The sequence below is a fragment of the Providencia sp. M-27 genome (assembly GCF_011077905.1).
GTDB lineage: Bacteria > Pseudomonadota > Gammaproteobacteria > Enterobacterales > Enterobacteriaceae > Providencia > Providencia huaxiensis.
Map to the genome: position 1 here is coordinate 335,883 of NZ_JAALBT010000001.1, position 23,002 is coordinate 358,884.

The 23,002-nt window shown below is 40.9% G+C and carries 22 protein-coding genes; 3 read left to right on the forward strand and 19 right to left on the reverse strand.

What is annotated here, in order from left to right:
* Window positions 1-46: 46 nt before the first annotated feature.
* A complete protein-coding gene (locus tag G6Q48_RS01515) occupies window positions 47-1,039 on the reverse strand; it encodes a substrate-binding domain-containing protein (protein ID WP_036958239.1) in 993 nt (330 codons plus the stop codon).
* 210 nt (window positions 1,040-1,249) lie between these two features.
* Entirely contained in the window at window positions 1,250-2,062 is an 813-nt protein-coding gene (locus G6Q48_RS01520) for a DeoR/GlpR family DNA-binding transcription regulator (protein ID WP_102138065.1), read from the reverse strand.
* Window positions 2,063-2,517: 455 nt separating this feature from the next.
* Here G6Q48_RS01520 and araD point away from each other — a divergent pair, with 455 nt between their 5' ends.
* Window positions 2,518-3,216 carry an L-ribulose-5-phosphate 4-epimerase gene (gene araD / locus G6Q48_RS01525; RefSeq protein WP_102138064.1) on the forward strand — a complete coding sequence of 233 codons (699 nt, stop codon included), beginning with the start codon at window positions 2,518-2,520 and terminating at the stop codon, window positions 3,214-3,216.
* 195 nt (window positions 3,217-3,411) lie between these two features.
* Here araD and G6Q48_RS01530 read toward each other — a convergent pair whose 3' ends face one another.
* From G6Q48_RS01530 to G6Q48_RS01560, 7 genes are all read right to left on the reverse strand, one after another.
* Window positions 3,412-4,455 (reverse strand): tyrosine-protein phosphatase, encoded by a 1,044-nt coding sequence (locus tag G6Q48_RS01530; protein WP_102138063.1) that lies wholly within the window; start codon window positions 4,453-4,455, stop codon window positions 3,412-3,414.
* Window positions 4,456-4,468: 13 nt separating this feature from the next.
* Window positions 4,469-5,299, reverse strand: a complete 831-nt coding sequence (locus tag G6Q48_RS01535) for a PTS system mannose/fructose/sorbose family transporter subunit IID (RefSeq protein ID WP_102138062.1) — start codon at window positions 5,297-5,299, stop codon at window positions 4,469-4,471.
* The gene (locus tag G6Q48_RS01540; RefSeq protein ID WP_166264206.1) at window positions 5,296-6,087 is read right to left on the reverse strand and encodes a PTS sugar transporter subunit IIC; all 792 of its coding nucleotides are present in this window, start codon (window positions 6,085-6,087) and stop codon (window positions 5,296-5,298) included. The genes G6Q48_RS01535 and G6Q48_RS01540 overlap by 4 nt, the downstream gene beginning before the upstream one ends.
* A 46-nt stretch (window positions 6,088-6,133) precedes the next feature.
* Window positions 6,134-6,607 carry a PTS system mannose/fructose/N-acetylgalactosamine-transporter subunit IIB gene (locus tag G6Q48_RS01545; RefSeq protein WP_102138060.1) on the reverse strand — a complete coding sequence of 158 codons (474 nt, stop codon included), beginning with the start codon at window positions 6,605-6,607 and terminating at the stop codon, window positions 6,134-6,136.
* Between the two features lie 9 nt (window positions 6,608-6,616).
* Window positions 6,617-7,048, reverse strand: coding sequence for a PTS sugar transporter subunit IIA (locus tag G6Q48_RS01550; RefSeq protein ID WP_102138059.1), 432 nt, complete (start codon window positions 7,046-7,048; stop codon window positions 6,617-6,619).
* A 178-nt stretch (window positions 7,049-7,226) separates the two neighbouring features.
* A complete protein-coding gene (locus G6Q48_RS01555; protein ID WP_102138058.1) occupies window positions 7,227-8,078 on the reverse strand; it encodes a MurR/RpiR family transcriptional regulator in 852 nt (283 codons plus the stop codon).
* 224 nt (window positions 8,079-8,302) lie between these two features.
* Complete coding sequence (locus G6Q48_RS01560; RefSeq protein ID WP_102138057.1) at window positions 8,303-9,796, reverse strand: UxaA family hydrolase; 1,494 nt, start codon at window positions 9,794-9,796, stop codon at window positions 8,303-8,305.
* Window positions 9,797-10,037: 241 nt separating this feature from the next.
* Between G6Q48_RS01560 and exuR the strand changes: the two genes are divergently transcribed.
* Complete coding sequence (exuR, locus tag G6Q48_RS01565; protein WP_102138056.1) at window positions 10,038-10,799, forward strand: transcriptional regulator ExuR; 762 nt, start codon at window positions 10,038-10,040, stop codon at window positions 10,797-10,799.
* Here the strand turns inward: exuR and G6Q48_RS01570 are convergent, their stop codons facing one another.
* The 3 genes from G6Q48_RS01570 to G6Q48_RS01580 form a co-directional block, all read right to left on the reverse strand.
* Window positions 10,800-11,534 (reverse strand): Crp/Fnr family transcriptional regulator, encoded by a 735-nt coding sequence (locus tag G6Q48_RS01570; protein ID WP_229597485.1) that lies wholly within the window; start codon window positions 11,532-11,534, stop codon window positions 10,800-10,802.
* 164 nt (window positions 11,535-11,698) lie between these two features.
* Window positions 11,699-13,009, reverse strand: a complete 1,311-nt coding sequence (locus G6Q48_RS01575) for an MFS transporter (protein ID WP_102138054.1) — start codon at window positions 13,007-13,009, stop codon at window positions 11,699-11,701.
* A 249-nt stretch (window positions 13,010-13,258) separates the two neighbouring features.
* Complete coding sequence (locus G6Q48_RS01580) at window positions 13,259-14,371, reverse strand: mandelate racemase/muconate lactonizing enzyme family protein (RefSeq protein ID WP_102138053.1); 1,113 nt, start codon at window positions 14,369-14,371, stop codon at window positions 13,259-13,261.
* Between the two features lie 293 nt (window positions 14,372-14,664).
* On the opposite strand from G6Q48_RS01580, the gene G6Q48_RS01585 reads away from it, so the two are divergent.
* Window positions 14,665-15,984, forward strand: coding sequence for a polysaccharide deacetylase family protein (locus G6Q48_RS01585; protein ID WP_166264210.1), 1,320 nt, complete (start codon window positions 14,665-14,667; stop codon window positions 15,982-15,984).
* A gap of 34 nt (window positions 15,985-16,018) precedes the next feature.
* Here G6Q48_RS01585 and G6Q48_RS01590 read toward each other — a convergent pair whose 3' ends face one another.
* The 7 genes from G6Q48_RS01590 to G6Q48_RS01620 are packed head-to-tail and all read right to left on the reverse strand — an operon-like array spanning window position 16,019 to window position 22,913.
* Window positions 16,019-17,122, reverse strand: a complete 1,104-nt coding sequence (locus G6Q48_RS01590) for a fatty acid desaturase (RefSeq protein ID WP_166264212.1) — start codon at window positions 17,120-17,122, stop codon at window positions 16,019-16,021.
* On the reverse strand, window positions 17,112-18,236 hold the full coding sequence (locus G6Q48_RS01595; RefSeq protein WP_102138050.1) for a sterol desaturase family protein: 1,125 nt from the start codon (window positions 18,234-18,236) through the stop codon (window positions 17,112-17,114). The genes G6Q48_RS01590 and G6Q48_RS01595 overlap by 11 nt, the downstream gene beginning before the upstream one ends.
* On the reverse strand, window positions 18,229-18,843 hold the full coding sequence (locus G6Q48_RS01600; RefSeq protein WP_102138049.1) for a phosphatase PAP2 family protein: 615 nt from the start codon (window positions 18,841-18,843) through the stop codon (window positions 18,229-18,231). Before G6Q48_RS01600 ends, G6Q48_RS01595 begins: the two co-directional genes overlap by 8 nt.
* The gene (locus G6Q48_RS01605; protein ID WP_181490176.1) at window positions 18,840-20,120 is read right to left on the reverse strand and encodes a F390 synthetase-related protein; all 1,281 of its coding nucleotides are present in this window, start codon (window positions 20,118-20,120) and stop codon (window positions 18,840-18,842) included. The genes G6Q48_RS01600 and G6Q48_RS01605 overlap by 4 nt, the downstream gene beginning before the upstream one ends.
* The gene (locus G6Q48_RS01610; RefSeq protein WP_102138047.1) at window positions 20,114-20,917 is read right to left on the reverse strand and encodes an MBL fold metallo-hydrolase; all 804 of its coding nucleotides are present in this window, start codon (window positions 20,915-20,917) and stop codon (window positions 20,114-20,116) included. The genes G6Q48_RS01605 and G6Q48_RS01610 overlap by 7 nt, the downstream gene beginning before the upstream one ends.
* The gene (locus tag G6Q48_RS01615; protein WP_166264214.1) at window positions 20,911-21,918 is read right to left on the reverse strand and encodes an NAD-dependent epimerase/dehydratase family protein; all 1,008 of its coding nucleotides are present in this window, start codon (window positions 21,916-21,918) and stop codon (window positions 20,911-20,913) included. The genes G6Q48_RS01610 and G6Q48_RS01615 overlap by 7 nt, the downstream gene beginning before the upstream one ends.
* Window positions 21,915-22,913, reverse strand: a complete 999-nt coding sequence (locus G6Q48_RS01620; RefSeq protein ID WP_166264216.1) for a 3-oxoacyl-[acyl-carrier-protein] synthase III C-terminal domain-containing protein — start codon at window positions 22,911-22,913, stop codon at window positions 21,915-21,917. Before G6Q48_RS01620 ends, G6Q48_RS01615 begins: the two co-directional genes overlap by 4 nt.
* Between the last annotated feature and the right edge of the window lie 89 nt (window positions 22,914-23,002).

The following is a 23,002-nucleotide window of genomic DNA, read 5'->3' on the forward strand; positions in this document are numbered from 1 at the left end:
ATAAATATTGTATTTTTGTTTTAAACATTATTTTGATAATGTGAAATTACAGACCGACTTCAACCAATTTTTTCGTATTTTCAATATTCAAATTAACAGGGTTATCACTTAAAATCGTGTTACCACTGACTTTGATTTCACCCATATCACCAATAGACACGCCATCTTTAATTTCTTCACCATTCATCATGGCTGTTGCGACTTGTACAAATACTTGTCCTGCGACTTTTGGATTAGAAATATAGCCGCCATCAATTGCACCTTTTTCCAGTAACTTGATGCCTTGACCTGGTGTGAACGTTCCGAATACACAGGTTTCGTCATTTTTACGGCGTTTATCAATGGCTCGTCCTGCACCGATAGGGCCTTGTGAACCAAATGACATGATGCCTTTTAAGTCTTTATGCTTAGATAACAAGTCATTAGCTGTACGCATTGAGTCATCAACGGATTCGGCAACACCAAAGCGGTCATCGACCATTTGCATTTTCGGGTAGTTCGCTTTTTGGTAAGCAATTGCCGCGTCGGCCCATTCATTCACTAATGGTACTGTCAGGCTTCCCACAAACATGGCGTATTTGCCTTCTTCACCCATACAGGCCGCCATATCTCTCATATGGTTAGCACCCATGCTTTGGGTATCAAGTAATTCAAAGTCCCAATCTGCATTTTTTTGATTTGGTGATTCGTGGGTAATAACTTTAATTCCAGCGTCTTGGGCGCGTTTTAATACAGGCTCAAGCACTTTAGCGTCGTTAGGGACAACGCCAATGACATCCACTTTTTTCGCGATTAAATCTTCGATAGCACGAACTTGTTCCGCTGGGTCAGCCGTTGTTGGGCCAACTTGGAAGGCATTTACACCGAGTTTTTTGCCTTCTTCAGTAATACCTTGTTCCATAACATTAAACCAAGGAATACCACCGACTTTAACGACGACACCCATGGTAAAGGGCTTTTGTGCTTTTTGTGATTCAGCCATCGCGACATTTGAAAATAGTGCAACGCTCATTAAACAAGGTAAAACTAGCTTCTTCATGTTCATAGTTGTATTCCTTAGTGTAGATGGATACTAAATCAAGAAATTCCATTATTTAGAAATAATGAATTTCTCATATTTAGGTATGCCTATAATTAAGTGCCAAGGAATTATGAATAAATAACATCCCTGCACTTATTTAATACAGAAAATAAAATAGAACTTGTTTTTTTACTTACATCATAGTTACATGATTTTTATTTTTATAAACTATTTATCGCACTCGATAATTCTAAGGTTAGAAAATTGTTTTTGAAAATTATTATCATTTAGTTTGTTTGTGATTAATACGTCGATATCATCAAATGTACAAACCTGACTAAATGCATATTTTCCTAATTTACTATTATCCGCGAGCAAAACTTTATTTTCAGAAACCTGTAACATAATATTTTTTAATTTTGAGTTTATTTCACTGCCATCACGAATACCATTTTCGATATTAAATCCTTGGCATGAAAGAAATAAGGTTTTTATCTGAAAGCTACGAATAATACTTTCTGCAATTGGGCCATGAAAATCATCATGACGTTCTGAATATTCCCCACCAATACCAATGACGCGTACTCGGTCACGGCAGGCCAACGCTTGGATTATCTTGACCGAGTTTGTCACTACCGTAATGTCGATATCAGGTATTTGCCGTGCGAGAAACCAGCAAGTACTGCTGTTATCTAACATAATACAGTCACCAGGCTGAATTAATTTCAGTGCAGCCTTCGAAATCTTCATCTTGGCATCAGGGTGCTCTTCGGTTCTTTTGCGAAAAGACTCTGCACCATCAACCATTTGACTGAGCTTGACCGAAGAAGGCATCACATTCACCATCGGCATTTCTTCTTGGTCGATGGCAACTGCTCCCCCAAAACTACGGATGATCCTATTTTCACGTTCAAGAGCCGTTAAATCACGACGGATAGTTTCTTGAGAAACGAGACATAATTGAGCTAAATCACGCACTAGCGCCGAGCCATTCTGCGAAACATGAGAACAAATTAATTTATGGCGTTCGGCTTGTAACATATTTAACTCCTATTCTTTCCACGATATTTATTCTGCCCGTATTGCTTTTTTTTTGTCGTGATTGGATTCAAGTTATCTCTTTTTGAAAAAAACAAAGCTGATTAAAGTGATTGCGATCGGTATTTTATGAATTCAATTCCACTCAGTTACACGATAACTAGACTTGCATCACTATATTTGCGGTATCTTTTTACTTTTATGGTATTAAACAAAAAATATTGGGCTAATTCGGTCAATTAACCACATCCTGTTTGTGTGTTTTTGCGACCGTTTATGCCTGAGTGTGTCCGAGTTGGTCTGTTTTGTTGCGAGTTTGTAAAGTGAGGTGCTTTTTAAATGGCCTAAATCTGTTTACCTTAATAGGTAGATATAGGTTATCAACACACAGGAAAAATCACGATAATAAATTTTTGTTGTTGATATTAAAGCATATTTTATAAAGCTAGGGAGTTGTTATGTTAGAAAAATTGAAACAACAAGTCTTTGAAGCAAACCTTGCCTTACCCAAACATAACCTAGTGACCTTTACTTGGGGGAATGTGAGTGGTATTGACCGCGAAGCTGGGTTAATGGTGATAAAACCTTCTGGCGTTGACTATGAAACCATGAAAGCAGAAGACATGGTGGTGGTTTCGTTGGAAAGCGGAAAAGTGGTAGAAGGGAAGTATCGGCCTTCTTCGGATACCGACACGCATTTGGCGCTGTACCAAGCATTCCCTGAAATTGGCGGTATTGTCCATACTCACTCTCGCCATGCGACTATTTGGGCTCAAGCAGGCCTGCCATTGAGTGCTTTAGGGACAACCCATGCCGATTATTTCTATGGTGAAATTCCTTGTACCCGTAAAATGACAGCAAGTGAAATTGAAGGCGATTATGAAAGAGAAACGGGTCATGTGATTATTGAAACCTTCAAGGAAAAAGGCCTGTCAGCAAAAGATATTCCAGCCGTATTAGTGAATAGCCATGGGCCATTTGCTTGGGGAACAAGCCCCGATAATGCAGTGCATAACGCCGTAGTGTTAGAAGAAATTGCCTATATGAATTTATTTACCCGTCAATTAAGTTCACAAATAGGTTCCATGCAACAAGTATTATTAGATAAACACTATTTACGTAAGCACGGTAAAAATGCGTATTACGGGCAAAAATAAAGCGGTTAAAAAATTAATTAAATAGAATTGGCAAACGAGAGCAATTATTGATTTTATGATCAATAACGGATTTCTTCGTTTATAAAATAGCCACAATGAATATGCTATGTGGCTATTTTACTGTTTTTTAAATACAGCCATCACTCAGGTTTATTTAGTTAAACCTGTGGTTGTTTTTTGATTAATTAAATGTTTTTAAACTAAGTATATTTCTCTAAGCTGATTAATATCATTATCTGTGAATTTAAGTTCATCTTTAATATACCTTTCAACAGAGCCAGATATTTCTTCCATTGTATTAAAGACTTCTAAAATAAATGATTCTTGAGTATCAATTAGAGAAAGTAAATAATCCAGTACATTTTGGTCTTGGGTTATTTTGCGATATCCCGCCATTTTAATTTCGTTACGTTCAAGGCGATTAAAATGAGTAAGCATATAGTCGTCAACGATGGCTTTTTTTGGAACACCTAGCATAGCAAGTACAAGTAGTGCACCATAACCCGTTCGGTCTTTTCCTCCTCGGCAATGCTGAATATTTGGGGCATTGTGGCTATCGAGTAAAACTTCGATCATTTGTTTGAAGGCAGCTTTTGACTTATCACTTACTACAAATTGGCGATATTGCTCCAATATTTGTAACCCATCGCCGTTAATCATCTCTTTAGGAATATGTTGGATAACACTTTCGATTAATGCTTTGTCTTCATTATCCGGTGATGCGGCAAATTGTGCTGCTAATTCAGCGGTTTGAGCCGTAGCATCGAGATGATACGTTTTCTTTTCACCAACATGGCAATTAGGCGATTTATTAATTTCATTTTGAGTACGGTAATCGATGATGCTGTTTATCCCTAAATGGGAGATGTAATTTACTGCTTGTTCACTAAGATTAAACAGATGGTTAGAACGATATAGCATTCCCCATTTCACCTGTTTTCCGTCTGTTGTGGTATAACCTCCAAAGTCACGGAAGTTATTTAACCCCTCAATAGGCAATGTTCTTTCAGCGAATAATTTACATCCATTGGCATTTTGTAAAATAAAATAGATACGCTGTTTCGCCTTTAATGGGTCTTGAACTGTAATTGTATTCTCTATTTTATCCGTAATGAAATTCTCAGGACAAACCTGAGTATCAGGTTTGTCCGTCCAATATAATGCCAGAGGGGAGGATGGAACTTCACTAAATTTTATTTCGAGTGTTGATTCACTCACTCTATTGATTTCGATTTCCATATATTTCCCTTTATCATCCTAAAATTCCGAATACAGAACAAACAACACCTAAAACCATAATGGCGACAATTAATGCAACGGTATGTTTCCCTTGAAATTTACGAACAAGGAAGAAAATACCAAGCGCAAAGAGAAGAGTGAGTAAGTTAGGTATTACCTTGTCAAACATCTCTTGTACTTTGATAGATTGCTCACCAACGGCAATGGTTAGCGGTGTGGAAAGTTTGACGGTCGTGGCAATTAAAGAGCCGAGGACCATGACCCCGACAACGTTCGCCATATTAGTAATTCGCTGAATAATATTTGATTTTTTCGATTGTTCGATTAAATCAACGCCTTTGTTATAGCCATAATGAATAAAGAAATATTTGGTACCGATATTGACGATATTAAACAAAATAAACATTAATATTGGGCCAATAATATTACCTTGCAGTGCAAATGCAGCTCCGATGCTGCCGCAAATAGGCAGCCACGTAAATTTTAATAAGCTATCACCGAGACCTGCAAATGGCCCCATCAAACCGGCTTTTACAGAAACGACAGCCTCTTTTTCTTCTTCTGTTGTTTTTTCTTCTAATGCTGCGGTCACACCAAGAATTAATGCACCTGCGTTAATTTGTGTGTTAAAGAATTCAAAATGGCGTTGCATGGCTTTAATACGCGTTTCTTGGTCAGCTTTTTCATAAAGCTTATCGAGAACGGGTACCATACAATGTGCAAAACCAATAGTTTGCAGTTTTTCGTAGTTGTATGAGAATGACATGGTTTGAATTCGCCAAAACATACCATTGAGTTCTTTTTTCGTGAGTTTCTTATTTTCAGAGGGGGTTATTTCACTCATAAGTCATATTCCTCTTCTTCATTTTTATGGGTGGCTGGTGTGGCTTTTTCATCTGGTGTTTGGCGCAAACTGCTGGCGAATGCCATGTCATAAAGCACAGCAAATGCCAGAGCGATAAATGTAATTGGGATAATTGGCAGTTTTAAATAGGTTGTAAGCATGAAGCCGAGCAGAAAGAAAAACCACATTCTGCCTTTCAGCAGCATTAATAACAGAATACAGATACCGACCGCAGGGATCAGCTTAGATGCAACCCCCATACCTGTTAAAATACTTTCAGGCACAGCATTTAATATGCTATTGACTAAGTCACTACCAAAATAAACGGCAATAAAGCAGGGAATGGCGCGAATAAAAAACCACAGTGGTGTCGAGAAATAATGGACTTTGGTTAGGCCGCTGTAGTTTCCATCAAGAACGGATTTACTTGCCCAAACATTTAAGAAACTGGCAAAAGAGCGCCAGATAATCAGTAATTGCTGACATAAAATAGAGACAGGTACGGCAAGGGCGATACCTGCTGCAATTCCACCATTGGAAGCAATACCGAGAGCAACTCCAATGATAGAACCGGCGATGATATCGGGTGCGGAATAAGCCCCAACGTTACCAATCCCCATCCACATCAATTCTAAGGTGGCGCTAATGGCGAGTCCTTGAACCATATCACCCATGATAATACCGGCCACAGTACCGGTGAGCAGTGGGCGTCTTAGCATTTGCGGACCGACATCATCCAATGAGCAAATACCGGCCCAAATCGCAATTAAAATGGCCTCTACCAACATAATAGGCTCCTCACTTATTAAGTGAAAATAAGCATGACTAAATGAATTAATTGAGTAATGTTTTCAATTCAACAATGGGGTCTTTAGGAACCATTTGAATTTCAACGGCAACGTTATTGTTGATCAGTGACCTAAAGGCGTGTTCTTCTTCTGGTGTGACGGCAACTGCACGGGATAAATTACGACGGCCTTCTTGCATACGCATTCCACCAACATTCAATTTTTCCAGTTTTAAGCCACTTTCGACGAGTTTGTTTACATCAATGCTGTTAGTAAACAGCAACATGGTGCGACGTTTAATTTCTGCTTTTTTTAAGACCTCAATGAATTTATCGACACCAAAAACGACGACTTTGAGATCTGGTGGAGCCGCCATAGTCAGAACTGATTGTTGAACGGTGTCATTGGCAACTTTGTCATTAACGATAATCACCTGCTCAATATCAAAGTTTTTAACCCAAGTGGTAATAACTTGGCCGTGAATAAGTCTGTCATCAATCCGAGCAACATTAATTGGCATGGGGTTCTCCTAAAGTTCGCTATCGTTTTGTGTTAATGGTTTAAGTTGTTCACCGACATTGATGCAACTGCCAGGGAATACATCATTAATGATTTGATGAAGTTCATGTAAAGGGAGGTCTCGGTTACTGAGTATTTCGAGAAAAGTAGGCACATTGATCCCGCAGTACAGCACAACATCATTTTGGGTAATAACGAGCTCGCTGGCTAGGTTGCAAGGAGATCCACCTAATAAATCCACTAAAATTAAAACGCCATCACCTTTATTAACATTTTGATATGTTTCAAATAAATGCTTTTTTACCTCATTAATATTGCTTTCTCTTTGAATCGAAATCACGCTGATATCTTCTTGATCGCCAATTAGCATTTCTGCACATTCCAATAACCCTTGTGCAAAAGGCCCATGGCTGGCCAGAATGATAGGTATCTGAGAGCTCATTTTTTCCCCTTATCTTTCTTATTTTAGTAATAAAATTACTTTTATATATTTATTTTAAAGTAACAATATCACAAAAAAGAGGAATGAAAAGGGGCGCCTATTAGAAAGGATCATTTTTGTGAGCAAGATCGAAGTGGCTACTTAGAGCCACGTAGAAGATACTAAGAAGAAAAAAGGACTAGTTATTGCTATTTAAGCGAGAAAAGCGCTCTGCACGAGTGCTAATTTGTTTTTGAATTCTTTCATCATACTGTTTAATAAATAGATTAGTAATCAGCATATTAATTACAGTCAGTTGTGAAATTTTTGAACGAATAGGAATGAGCCTTGAAACATGTTCAGTGGAAATAGTGTGCAAGATAGTTTCTGCTAGCGATGACACCGAACTTTGTCCCATTTTAGTGATAGCAATGGTTGGAACATGTAATTCACGCGCAAGGGTAAGTAGCTTGATGCACTCGTGGTTTTCACCGGAATGAGAAATGACAATGACAAGATCGTTTTGATCTAACGTATTCACAATACTGAATTGGATGCTGTAATCAAGGTGGCAATTGACATCTTTTTTTATTTTAATTAGTTGATATTCAAATTCTTTTGCAACTAACCCGCTACTTCCTGCACCATAAATGACAATTTTTTTACTCTTACTAATTAATTCATTTGCTTGCGTAAAGGCATTTAAATTAACCAAAGCACACGTTTCTTCTATTGATGATTTCTCAATCAGTCCTACTTTGTGATTAACGGTTTCCATTGAGTCATTAAGATCAATATCTTCTTGCAGCAGGGTGCCGTAAGACTTGTGATTAATCGATGAAATTAAATCAATTTTTAGGTCGCTAAAACCTTGGTAGCCCAATTTATGACATAGGCGCAAAATAGTGGTGGTACTGACCTTATTTTCTTGGGCGAGGGATTGAATGCTAATACTTTGCATATTTTTCTTATTAGCAATAATGTACTCAGCAACTTGTTTTTCTTTGGTGGAAAGGCTGTCTCTGGCCTCTCTAAGTTTTAGGTCTATCATTATTTACCCTGCTAATAAATTAAAATTCGCCATCACGAAACGGATCCTACCATATCTTAAAAATAGGGAAATGGTGACTTTTCTTTATTGGGGGTGTGTCACGATAAATGGGGTTATGGCTCAGGCGAGAAAGTAAGGTTAGTAAGAAAAGATTAACAACTATAAATAGTTAGCTATATCCCTATTGCTTAATAGTTACCTAAGCAATAGGGGACAGTTTGTTTTTAAAGTGTGACGCCCATTTTAAAAATCGCTAATTCACGGAAATCATTGATTTCATTTTTAGTGTGTTCACCATTAACGGTTTTGACAACAAGCTGAATGAAGTCATCTAATAATTGATCCATGGATTTTCCTGTTAATAAGGCGCCTGCATTAAAATCAATCCAATGGGGTTTTTTGGCAGCTAACTCATTATTGGTCGCAATTTTCATGGTGGGAACAAATCCCCCATAGGGCGTACCTCGACCTGTCGTAAATAATACCATGTGGCAGCCAGCTGCGCCTAAGGCACTGGTGGCAATGGCATCATTACCCGGTGCGCTTAACAAATTGAACCCTGGGGTTGTCAGGCGCTCTCCATATTTTAAAACATCCATTACTTGGCTAGTACCCGCCTTTTGTGTGCAGCCGAGGGATTTTTCTTCAAGTGTCGAAATTCCTCCTGCTTTATTGCCTGGAGATGGGTTTTCATAAATTGGCTGGTCATGAGCAATAAAATACTGTTTGAAGTCATTGATCATATTGACCGTTTTCTCAAACGTCAGCTCATCATGGCAGTGGTTCATTAGAATTTGTTCAGCACCAAACATTTCAGGCACTTCGGTTAACACCGTCGTTCCGTTATGGCTGACTAAAAAATCAGAAAAACAGCCTAACAATGGGTTAGCTGTGATCCCTGAAAGGCCATCAGAGCCACCACATTCAAGACCAAATTTTACTTCGCTTAGCTTACCCGCCTCGCGTTTGTCCTGCTGTACGAATTGATAAAGTGCATTAAGGTGCTCGACACCGGCTTCAATTTCATCATCTAATTGTTGGCAAACCATAAATTTGACGCGTTCATCATCATAGTCACCTAGTGTTTCTTTAAAAGCGGCGACTTGATTGTTTTCACAGCCTAAACCGATGACGAGTACGCCACCTGCGTTAGGGTGCTTAACCATATCTTGTAAAATAGTACGGGTTGTTAAATGGTCATCACCGAGCTGGGAACAGCCTAAAGTATGGTTATAAAGATAAACACCATCAATATCAGAAGCGCCATTATGTTGTTTATTAAAGCGTTCAATCATTTTTCTCGCCAGCGCATTAACACAGCCAACCGTTGGGATCACCCAAATTTCATTACGGATAGCCACATCACCGTTTGTTCGGCGATAGATTTGCACGTCTGGATCCGGCCGTGTAGCGGTAATTGTGTTGTGCTCAGGGTGGTACTCATATTCATTTAAAGCACTTAAATTGGTAGCGGTATTATGAGTATGAACATGTTCTCCAGCTGTTATGGTAGTCGTTGCATGGCCGATGGGAGCGCCATATTTAACAATATTTTTGCCGGTTTCAATCGGGTTCAGGGCGATTTTATGCCCTCTGTCAACATCTTGTTTTAATGTCACTGATTGCTCTGCAACAGTAATGGTTTCCCCTGCTTGCCGGTTAACTAAAGTAATGGCGACATTGTCATTGGGATGTATTTTAATTATATCTTTTATCATATTGCGTTCCCTGAACTGGAAATCGGATTAAGCGTGATCAGCCACAAAAAGTATGAATGATCTTTTGTTGTCTAAATTTCATTCATTATACGATCTGGTTTATAACTTTAAAAGGTGTTATACCAATTTATTGCAATTTATTTATTAGTGAAGTTCTATTTCACCCATCGTCGAAAAATTTCGTTATACTGTGAGGCATTAGTGGCCAGTGAGTCGGGTGGTTATGTGAAAGGAGAAAATAATGAGCTCACAAGAGAGTGAACCGCGCCTATACCAACAAGTTGCGGCTCTGGTCAAAGAACGTATCGAAAATGACGAATACCCAGTTGGCACTAAATTACCTGCGGAACGGTTACTTGCTGACGAAATGAAGGTGAGCCGTACGGTGATCCGCGAAGCCATCATTATGTTAGAAGTGGAAGGCTATGTGGATGTGCGCAAAGGATCTGGCATACATGTCATCAATAATCGGTCTAATAACTCAGTCAATACAGAAACCGGATTAGAATTTAGTCGTTGTGGGCCATTTGAACTCTTACAAGCAAGGCAACTGATTGAAAGCCATATCGCCGAGTTTGCCGCGACCCAAGCCACTAAAGAAGATATTTTAAAACTAGTTGATATTCAAAAGCATGCTCGCAAAGAGGATCGTTTTCGTGACTCAACATGGGATCTTGCCTTTCACATGCAAATTGCCGCGTCGACCCATAACAGTGCGATGGTGGTGATCGTTGAGCAAATGTGGAGCCAACGCTTACGTAACCCATACTGGCTCAAACTTCATGAGCACATTGATAACCGTTCGATTGAGAGCTGGTGTGATGAGCACGACCAAATTTTGCAGGCACTAGCGCGTCGAGACCCAAAAGGGGCGCGGCAAGCCATGTGGCAACATTTGGAAAATACCAAAAAAATGTTATTCAACGCGACTAGTGATGACTTCGAGTTCACCATGGATCGCTACTTCTTTGCCGATAGCCCAACGATGGATGATAACAGCTAGTTATTCCTCATCATCTTCAGATATCTGCTTCAGCGCGGGGAGGTTAACTAAAATAATTTTCCCGTATTTTGCATCAATCCAGCCTAGTTTTTCCCATGCGACTAAACGCTTATTGATAGTTTGCCGTGTGGTATTAATGATGGTCGCCAAGTCATCTTGTGTCAGGTATAGGCTCAATTGAATTCCCTTTTCATGGGGCTCCCCATAGCCTTCTGCTAAGCTCAACAAGCGTTTGGCGAGTCGGGCTGAAACGGACAATAAGGCACTGTCATTGATAATGGTAAAGGCATTACGGATCACTTTACAGAGCAAAATATTCAGAAATTGGTAAAAAACGGGGTGTTTTTCCAAGATCATGGTTAAGTCTTTCGGTGATATCGTCAGTAAAATGGTTGGGCTAATCGCTTTGGCATCATGGGTGCGCGCTGATTTATCTAGCATGGCAATTTCGCCAAACCAATTGCCTGGTGAAAGATAGCGAAATACACATTCACGGCCATCTGAGGAAATTGAACTTACTTTTACTGAACCTTGGAGCACCGCATATAGACCACGGGCAGGGTCACCTTGGTAGTGAACCATTTCACCATCTGGATAAAAACGCAATGTGGCGCATGTCATTAAGATGGAAATCAAATAATCAGGTAAGTTACTAAACCAACTATTTGTTTTTAATATTTCAAGAATATTTTCATGCGTTAGAACTAATTGGCTGTTTTGTACCGCAATGTTCATCTGAATGCTCCCTGCATGATTAACTAACTTTATCATGACATTTGGTAGGGTTATGTTCAATCATGAACCGCTGTAATATTCGAGTAAACCTCATAAATAAGAAATAGGGTAATAGAAAACCCGAGCCATTGATGCGGCTCGGGAGGGATTTAAAAGATAATTAATTAATCTTCAAATCGTTTTTCAATACCTAATCTTTTTAATGTCAAAATCAATAGACCCCCGATAAAGGCGACTAACGCGATAAAATAGAGCCCTGCACGGGCAGACTCAAAGGTTGCCTCAGCCCAAACTCGTAAGTTTGGTGCCACAAAACCACCTAAGTTACCCACTGAGTTAATCAACGCAATACCCGATGCAGCTGCGGTGCCGCCTAAGTATGCCGATGGGAAGCTCCAATACAGCGGTTGCATAGCTAAGTGGCCAGCCGCTGCCACACACAGGGCAATAATCGCAATGACTGGAATGCTATCGAATAAACCAGAAACCGCAATGCCCGCAGCCCCTAACATAAAGGTAATAGCGGCCACTTTACGACGTTCTTTGAGACGTTCTGAAATACGTGGAACATAGTAAACGGCAATTGCAGCGCACAGTGGTGGAATGGCGGTAACAAAGCCTACAAGTATGCCGACTTTACTGCCCAACAACGTACCGATTTGGGTTGGTAAGAAGAAATAAATCCCATAGCCACATACTTGAACGGTAAACCAAATCAGACACAGGTAGAGAACGCGCATATCTAATAGCGCACTCAGGGCGCCTTTCGGGCTATGGCCTGCTTTGGCATCTTCTTCCAAGGCTAATTTAGCGGAAAGTGCACTTTTTTCCTCAGCTGTCAGCCACTTGGCTTTTTCAGGGCGGTCATCAAGGTAAAAGAATACCCAAATCCCGACGATAGACGCTAATAAGCCTTCTACGACAAACATTAACTGCCAGCCGTATAAACCGAAGGCAAATGACGTTCCTTCTAACGACAATAATGAGCCGGATAATGGGCCGCCAATGATAAACGCCAGTGGTGCACCAAATAAGAAGTAGCCTGTCACCCGTGCACGGATATTTTGTGGGAACCAGAAGGTTAAATACAGAATAACCCCCGGGAAGAAGCCGGCTTCACTGACACCGAGTAAGAAACGCAGCACAATAAAGGTGGTTTCATCATGGGCAAACATCATGGCGGCAGAGACTAGCCCCCACGTGACCATAATGCGCGATAGCCATACCCGAGCACCAATGCGGTACAACAGAATATTACTTGGCACTTCAAACAGTGCATAGCCGATAAAAAAGATCCCTGCACCAAATGCGTATGCAGCGTCACTTAACCCTGTTGTTAATTGAAACTCTTGTTTTGCAAAACCAATATTTGAACGGTCTAAATAAGCCAATATGAACATTAATACCACCATAGGTATTATTTTTCGTATTGCTTTGCTGGTAGCCGATGATAAATGATCCGTATTGGTGGACATGGTTCACCCCAGTTTTTTGTAAGATAGTAATGTTATCTATTCATTTTTATTATGTGTTTAGCCCGCCGCTGAATAACCAGCAGAGTAGAGTATAGAGCTAATATACTCGTCATACTTCAAGTTGCGGTGTTGTTGACTGCACCATGAATTATTTAGAGTGTAAATAAGTAATTTAAAATGAATAATTCTTGTTATTAATTTCCCTTTTTCATGTTGTTAGAAATGAAATATTGAAAAAGGGAATGATCATTATTTCACGTTAAATTTAGCTAATGCTTCAGGTTTTAACGTTGTACCTGCCCCAGGCGCGGTTGGTGTGGTATAAACACCATCAATGACTTCGACTGGGTCAACAAAGCAATCCAGTGTCCATGGAATAAATTCCAGTAAAGAACAAGCTGGATGTGCCATTACCAGATGCAATTGTGCCTGCATCATATCGCCATGGTGTGGTGTCACGGGTAAATTAAAGGCCATACCTAAGTCAGCAATTTCCCATACCGCCGTTAAACCGCCACAGCGTGTTGCATCAGGCTGTAAATAATCAACGGCACCCGCCAAGACAAATTCTTTGAATGAATCATTGTGATAAAGTAATTCACCTAATGCGATAGGTGTGTCCATATAAGCGGCAAGCTGTTTATGGCTGGCGACATCATCATGCCATAATGGTTCTTCAAACCACTTAATATTAAAATCATTTAAACGGTGGCCATATTGCTTGGCAATACTGATATCCCATTTACCGTTTGCATCGACCATTAGGTCGATATCGTCGCCAATTGCGTTGCGAACAGCTTCAATACGCTGAAGATCTTCGCGTGGGTCGGGTTTGCCAATCTTCATTTTTATTGCTTTGAAACCTTCTTCGAAGATCATTTTTTTACAATCATCGACTAAATCTTCTTGGCTACGCACTAACCAACCGCAGTCAGTGTTATAGGCGTTAACTTTATTGTGTTTTGAACCGCCAAACAGTTGCCATAGTGGCTGCTCTGCGGCTTTAGCTTTAAGGTCCCAAAGGGCGATATCGATGGCAGAAATCGCCATTTGCATCAAACCACCACGACCTACCCAGATATTGGTTGAGCTGCGAGTGAGTTTTCGATGTAAATAGCGCACTTCTGTTGGGTCTTCGCCGAGTAACATTGGGCCGAAAACATCTTCCATAATAGTGGTGATTAAACGGTCAGTGGTGATGTCGGCATGTGTCCCTGTATGGCCATAACCGACTAACCCACATTCTGTTTTGATCATGACACCCGGCATCCCCCAATGGGTAATGCTGTGAGTTGAGTCACCAATTAGGTCATTAGTGACAGGTACGTGCATGATAAAAGTACTAATTTCTTTTATTTTCATTGTTGTTCCCAGGTGTTGTAAGGTGGTTGAATGCCAATCTAGCAGCGGGAAATGGATTAAACTGTCAAATGATTTACAGATTGTGCCTGTATGGTGCTTTTTACTGATAAATATGAGCTAGATCTCTTTATTCTGTGTGATAGGTTAGGTCATATTTTCAAAATTGGTATAACAGCTTAGTGGGCGAAAATAATGGGTGGCAGGGAATAATAAAAATTTCTATCAGGGTATGGGGTTCAATCTAGAGTCGGTTTAGAATAATTACGGAAACCCAGCGTTATAGTGGATAAAACATGTCTAGACGATTTCTTTTATTGCTTTGTATTTTATTTACGAATTATCTTCCCCAATCTATGGCTTCTGAGACCGTCAACAACACTGACGATTGGCAGTTGGCAGACATCCCACCAAAGCTAGTGCAAACGAAACAGCCTGAAATTATTTTTGCGATGATTGCTGGAGAAATGCGCGCTGTCGCAGAACTTAACGCAGAACACGGTTTTTACGCTTATTCTCCCTCAGGGGATTATTGCGCGATGCAGTTTGGCAATGACTACGCATTTGTAAAAACAATATCGTTTTCTAACCAAAAACCGCGTTATGTCCCTGAAGTAGATAGGCTAAATGACTTACAAAATCCTATTTATGATTATTTGGTCACACACCAAAAAACAGCGGTATATAACTCAACTCAGGGTAATCGTAAGCAAATTGCCTCTTTATGGGAAAACCTGCGCTACCCTGTGTTAGCTCGGATGATTAAAACGGATAAAGCAGGAGAAAAGAGTGCTTGGCTAACCATCCGTATAGGGGATAGGCTGGGTTATGTGCGTTTAGATGATGTCGCATTAGATAAAGGCATTCCAATTTTAACTTATCACCATATTCTCAAAGATAGTGAAAATAAGCATTTCCGTGAAACATCCACGACGACATCGGTAGAAGCATTTCGAGAACAAATGAATTATTTAAAACAGGCGGGTTACCAAACACTTTCGCTTGCGGATGTGGAAGATTATCTGAATAAATCCGCTAACCTACCTGGTAAAGCCGTTGTGCTGACATTTGATGATGGTTTAAAATCAGTTTATCGCTATGCATTACCGATTTTAAGGCATAACCGCCAGCAGGCGACGTTGTTTATTATTTCTTCACGCATCAAAACACAGCCACAAAAATGGTCAGCGCATGACTTGCAATTTATGAATAAGCAAGAAATCAAAGATAGTCGAGACGTTTTTAATATCCAATCTCATACTCACTTTTTACATCGTTTAGATAACCATAATTCACCCATTTTATTTAGCCGGAAAGAACATACGATCATGTTGGATTTTAAACGGTCGATAAGAGTTTTAAGTCGTTTCGAACCTGAGCAGCGTTACCTTGCATATCCATTTGGTGGTTATAACCAATCAGCGATGGGTGCGGCTAAAGATGCGGGGCTACACCTTGCCGTCACGACCATTCAAGGAAAAGTCAAATTGGGGGATAACCCTTTTGCGCTCAAACGTTTGTATGCTTTTCGGACTGACCCATTAGAGAAATTTGCTCAGATGGTGGGTAATAGTGAAAAAAGCGTGATAAATCAAAATATTATTATCGATAGATAATCAATATAGTGAACTAAGCACTGGGTTGTTTGGCTCAGTGCTCATCCGCTTTCTTGCCCGTTCCCATCTCTTTTAAAAACTGCTGTTGGTAAACAAACAATTCTTTTGCGCTAATACAATGATAATCCATCGAAAACTGTTTGGCGGTTTGCTCAATGATCTTAGCAAGGGCAGGGTAATGGCGGTGGTTCCAATTGGGAAATAAATGGTGTGTAAGATGTAAGTTTAACCCGCCTAACCAATAGGTTAGCCAACGAGGCGTGGTTTGCCAATCATAAGTGGTTGAAAACGTGTGAGTATAAAAACCATGTGGCATATTGCCTTCTTTGGGAGGCGTATAAAAAGTTGCTTTCGCCCAATGGGTGCCAAGTATCAATACAACAAATATGAGAGAGGCAAACATTTGGCTAAATAAGTAAGTGAGTAGCAAGGCCCCTAAACTGATATCAGTAATAACAAACGCAGGTATGACTATTGCAACAATCAAATGCAGTAACTTAGCCAATAAAAATGCCCCAATACCACGACGGCCTTGATGGCGCATATGAGGGGCGACGCGCGTCAAATGAAATCTGTCCATCCAATCAAAGAACCAAATCAGTGCAGGGAAAGTCATTGCGGCAATTAATGGCCAATACAGATGCTGAGCTCGCATAAACGGGTACCAGCGCTGATAAGGGGTTTGGCGTAAGACGAAATTTTCTTCGATATCTAAATCATAATGACGAATATTGGTGTGCGCATGGTGAAAAATAATATGCCTGACTCGCCAACATTCAGGGTCTAAACCCAACGGAATAGTGACCCAAAAATTGAGCCAATAATTAGCTTTGGCCTGTTTAAAAATCGCATTATGGGAAGCATCGTGAACTAAATTAATCGCTAATAACAATGCGAAGCAAATAAATAGAGGGTAAGAAATAAAAAACACCCAAGACGTATTAACACATAACGCTATGCCGTAGCTGCCTAAGCAGCACAAGATTAAAACCAGACTTTTTAAATAAAAACGTGTGTCAGCGAAACGGTGATCAGCCTGCTGTTGTAAATAGTGTTTGGCCGCCATGTTCAATGCTTTTTGGAACGCTTGGTCATGGCGATGTTGGTAGCCTAACGGCCTTAGCGGCTCAGAAGACATCACTCACCTGTATGGGTTTTCGGCCTATACCGATTAACATTAATAAACTATGCAACCACAGAGCACTGGTAAAAATAACCCAAAATGGGGTTGTCCATTGCCAAATAAATAAAATGCAAATTAATAGCAAGCAAGCGATGAAAAACCAGCTCAACAGGCCAATTTTACGGCCATCTGAAATACCGGATAGTGCCACGGTACCTAAGGCTAATAAGATAAATAGAATTACTTGTTGTTGAGTCGTCCCTTGGTAACCATAGCCATAAATATAGACATAACCAATCACTAGGCTAAATAGGAGGAGCGTTCCCATTACTAATGCGATTTGGTTTACACGAAATAATGGCGCGGGTTTTGCCTTGGGCTGACTGCGGCGTTTAATGATACGCCAAAAAGGTAAATTACTATCAATAAACGGGTTTTCAGATGCGGGAGCCCCTTTGATACCAAAATGGTGCTCAGTTTCAGGCAATTTGGAAAATGTACCAAACAGTTTGTCCCAAAAAATAAAACTGCCACCAAAATTACGGTTGGAATAATGCCCTTCCTTGACATGATGAACTCGGTGGTGTTGTGGCGTTACCATGAATTTCTCTAACCAACCCAAACGAGGGATCAGCGCACTGTGGTTAAAAAACTGAATGGTATAGTGCAATATTGAAACGGTGATAAACACCTCTAAGGGGATCCCCATTAGCGCCAGTAACATAAAGAATGGGATTGATGTCAGTGATGAGTACCAAGAATTACGCACACCTAATGATAGATTATAGTGTTCCCCTTGGTGATGTACCACATGAACGGCCCATAAAACACGGTAGGTATGGTGCAAACGGTGTAGCCAGTAAAAACCAAAGTCCCAAGCCAAAATCGCAAACACCCACACCAGTGCGGTTGGCCAGTTTTCAACGAGGTTGAATGAGTAGTGGGTCACGACAAAGCCGTAACAGAAAATCTCTAACCCTCTGAATAACCATAACATGATATGGCCGGAATTGAGGTTGAATACCAATTCTTGCCAGCTAACGGTGCCTTTTTGTGTTTTAGCGATCACTAAACCTTCTGCGACTACGACCGCTAACATGAAAACAATCGGAAAGGTTAATTCATTCATTAGTGTTTCTCTTTAAGACAAACTTCGCAGTGTGAACAATCACTAATGCTCCACAAGCGGTGAGTGCGCCAGTGACAACATCAATAAATAAATGGCGTTTTAACACCAATACAGAGACACAAATAGCAATGGCCCAAATCACGGCGAGAACCGTGCGAAATTTTTGTTGTGTTGACCATAATGCATTCAGTACGACGAGAGTCAATGAGACATGTAGAGAAGGGAGTAAATTTTGTGGGCTATCAATATCAATCAATGCAGACAAAACCCGCCCAGATAAGGTTGAAAAGTCGTAATCGTGGTACAGCATGGTCGTGGGATACCACAGATAGACCGCCCCAGAAACCAGCGCACAGAGCTGCATGGCATACATGAGTGAGCGAGCCTTTCTTAGAGGGCTGAGAAAATACCCAAGTGGGATAAACAGGAAAAATGAGAGATAAAGCCAGATGGCGTCGGGTGAAAATGGCACGGCATTATCAATCTCACTGGGGGACAAAATATGAGCCTGCCCCGTTATTTGCCCGGTATATTGATAAACAATACCAACGGTTCCCCAGCCGAGCAGGCAATAAATAAAGCGAGTGAATAATTCTTTGCTACTCATTTCGCTTCCTTACGGGTTATGCGTCGCTTTTTAACCGAGAGTGTTTGCATAATAGCAGCTGATGATAATTGCCAATCTAATTGAGTAATATCAACGTGTTGGTTTGCAAAATAGCTTACCAGTTGTTGTTGGCAATGGGACAGCTCCGTAGGAGAACATTCAGCCTGTAAATATAATGAGTTTCCTTGCTGTGTTAAGCGGAAATCGGCAGTAACAGGTAAGTGATTCACAATAACCCGAGCACAGGGATCAGCGAAAATCGTCACAATTTTGCCGTTATAGCCTGGAAGTTGCAGCAAGTCATCACAGCGGCCCTCAATGCGTTCAATCGCCATTTCAGGAGAGCCACAGGGGCAGGCATTTTTTTTCACCACTAACACATCATCCAGTTGATAGCGAACAATAGGCTGTGTTTTACGGGTGAAATCCGTGATAATCGGCGAAAAACGGTCATTATCAAGCCAATTAGGCTCAATATGCACAAACGCTTCATTTAAGTGCAAAGTACCATGGGAACAAGTACAGCCTAAAAACCCTTCCGTTGCTTGGTAGACTTCCCCGACATTGGGGAAGCACCCTTGTAATTTTTGTTTGTCATGAGGCTCTAATACCTCAGCGACAGAAATCACTTTTTGTGTATTTAATTGAATTTTTTGTTGGCTGATGGCATCAGCAATCGCGCATAACACTTGGGCTGGCGCAACGATGATGGAAGGTTGATATTGTTCAAGCGCAGCGAGTTGTAGGTCAAAATCTGCAAAAAGGTCATAAAAACGTAGTGAAATCCAACGGTTATTGACACTTTCATACAGGTTATTATTGGCACGTAAAAACAGTGCAACGCGTTCACCACTAAACAAGCCTTTAGGTAACATTTTAGCTAACATACTGCCAGACCAGACATTTTGTTCTTCTGGGCTAACAACGAACAGACCTCGACGGCCTGAAGTTCCAGAGGATAACCCGACACTGTAGCGCCCCACTTTAGGGGCAAAATCCCGAGATTGCTCACTTTTTTGCGCACATTCTAGAAGTTTTTGACTAGAAAGCCCGGCGGTATTCATTTCATCAAAATTATCCATCATGATTTGCTTATTCATAATGGGGAAATCATGTAACTCTTGATGAATATAAGGCTGAAAATAGGGGCTTTTGGTTAATACGTTGCGCTTGAATTGTGCCAAATGTCGTTGTTGATGGGCTTCTAGTTCATCCCGAGTTTTAAATTTTAAACGGCGTGCGCGCCAGTAATGCCAGAGCATCGAGAGGATCACAATAAATCCCCTTCATGGCACAGTTGGATAACCACATTGCGTTTATCAATCTCATGCAATTTATTTAGTGTTTCATAATAAGCTTGCTTATCATCCATGATGATATTGGCAATTGCCATAGGGCCGCGTAATTCACGATAATTAGTGGGAGACCAAGCCGCATCGCCTGCGAGCAATATCCAGCCTGAGTTAGTTAGTACACACAAACCAATATGTCCTGCAGCATGCCCAGGGAGAGGGACAATGAGTAACGTTTTCTGCTGATTGACGGCATAGCCTTCGCCTAAAACTTGCAATTCATTGGGTAACGCGACCTTGGGGAAACCTTCATAAAATACAGTACGTTGTTCGAAGTCGTCAGGTAATAGACCACTGACAAAGGCATTTTTCAATGCAGCAAACCCAGTTAAAGGGCGAGTTTTAGCCCAACCATCCCCTGAACAAATAATGGGTATGATGGGGAAGTCACGTAGCCCTGCGATATGGTCGCCATGAAAATGGGACAAAATCACACCATTGATATCATTAGGTTTTAGGCCATCACTAGCCAATTGATTGACAAGGGCGTCTTTGCTGTCGAAATACACAGGGGTAACTGTTCGGTATAGCCGCATAATGCCATGGCGCGTATGATCATAAAAATGGGTGGCATAACCGGTATCAAACAGCCAACGTTGGTGTTCATCTTCAATCAGCCATGCTCTTGCTGGGAATTTACAGGATTTAAAACTAGCACCTTTTAATGCGACACAGCCTGGATGTGTGCAATAACCCACCTCATATTGATGAATAGTTAGCATGGGTTCTCCTGTTGTTTCAGCCATTTCGCAGTTAAATGAACGCCTTGTTGCATGCTATATAAAGGATAGTAACCCAGCTCTTGTTGGGCTTTTTGGTTATCTAATGTCATGGTGAAATAGGCAGCTCCAAGGCTATAGCGTGTCAGTAATGGCTCTTTTCCCGTTAAATAGCCAATGGTCTCTAATAGACAGGCAATAGCATACAGTAAAGGGTAAGGGGCTGAACGAATTTCACAATCTAAGTTAAGTTCACTAAATAGCTGATTTAATGTTTGTTTAAGTGCTTGAGGCTGTTGGTTCGTAATATTATAAATGGCGCCACTGGGGAGTGTTTCTTTGAACGTCGCCAGCTGCATGCTGTGAACCACATTTCCCACATAGGTGAGGTCAAAATGGTTATTTCCCCCATTAGGTAAGACCAACTTTCCTTTTCGTGATTTTATTTGGGCAAGCAAACGCGGTAGCAAAACGCGATCATGAGGGCCAAATAAGCCTCGAGGGCGCAAAATAGTGTAACGCGTTGTTGGAAACTGCCTAACACACTGTTCTATCATAGTCTCGGCTAAATATTTTGTTCTAGCGTATTGGTTAGCGAAATGTTTATTAACCGTAGACTCAGGAATATTTTGCTGGTGGGTGAAATTAAAATAGATGGCAGGGGTGGAAATATGGATAAAGCGTGAAACTTTGGCTTCCCCCGCAGCGGTAGCCAATATTTGAGTTGCATGAACGTTTGTTTTCTCAAAATCTTGGCGTTTTCCCCAAGGCGAGGAAAGGGCAGCGCAATGCCAAATTGCATCACAGCCCGCCATGAGTATTTTTGCTTCTTGAACGGTAAGTTCAGATAATTCACTGGCAATAAATGTTGCACCTAATTGGCTTAACTGTTCCCCTGCTTGATGGTTTCGGCCACAAGCGACGACATCAATGCCTCTTTGAAGTAAGTACTCGCTAGCATTACGTCCCAGGCCACTTGTTGCGCCTGTTACCAAGATCTTCATGGCACCAACACCATAGCGCACAACGCTAAACCGGCGGCAGTACCAATCAGCATCGCACTTTGTTTTTCATAGAAACGGCCTGTGATAATCGCTTCGTGCAGTGCTGAAGGAATCGATGCCGCGACTTGGTTCCCGCGGTGACGGTAAATATCAATCAGTTGGTCAGTCGTCACGCCTACACGTTGGCGCATATGTTCTAAAGAAAGGTGACTGGCTTGGTGTGGAATAACGGTACCAATTTGTTTGAGCTGTAAACCCGATTCACTGAAAACCTGTTGCATAAAATCTTCAATCAAAGAAGACGCGAGGCGAAACAGTTTTTTCCCTTGCATATGAAAAAGAAAATCATCGTCAGTCATACCTGAGCGCGGGTTGCATCTTGTGCCACCTGCGCGAATTTCGCAAAAATCGATCCCTGCAGTATAGGTGGTATGGGTGTAAGAAATAATTCCGCTATTTCCATCTCCTTTTTCCACAACAACACAAGCTGCGCCATCACCAAAAATCAGCGATGATTCTTTATCTTGCCAGTCAATACCGCGCGAGGCGATATCTGCAGAAACAATTGCGATGCGTTGGTAAGTACTGGTGGCTAATAACCCAGCCGCGACCTGAAGTGCAGTGATGAAGCTGATGCAACTGGAGTTGACATCAAAGCAGGCAATACCTTGGTTTAAATTCGATTGTTCAAGGATATGCGCAGCTGAACACGGTAGCGCTTGCACTGGGATAGCTGAAGCATTGATTAGCATATCAATACTGCTTGGTGCGATATGGTTCGCATGCAATGCATTTTGAATCGCTAGTGCGGCTAATACTGCTTGTGAATCGGTATGAGTTGCATGGAAGCGGTATTCGATACCTGAATGTTTTTCGACAAACCCTTTTGGTTTATTTAATTTTTCATCCAACATGGATGAGTAAATTTTATGCTCAGGAAGTGCAACTCCAGAAGCAATGATTTTTAGGGGGGTTATTGACTGGTTACCAGACATATCAATATGTGCCTATCTTGCGATGATAATGACAATAAATATCAGAGTTCAAATATTTAATATATAGGAATTACGGAGAGGAATTACGG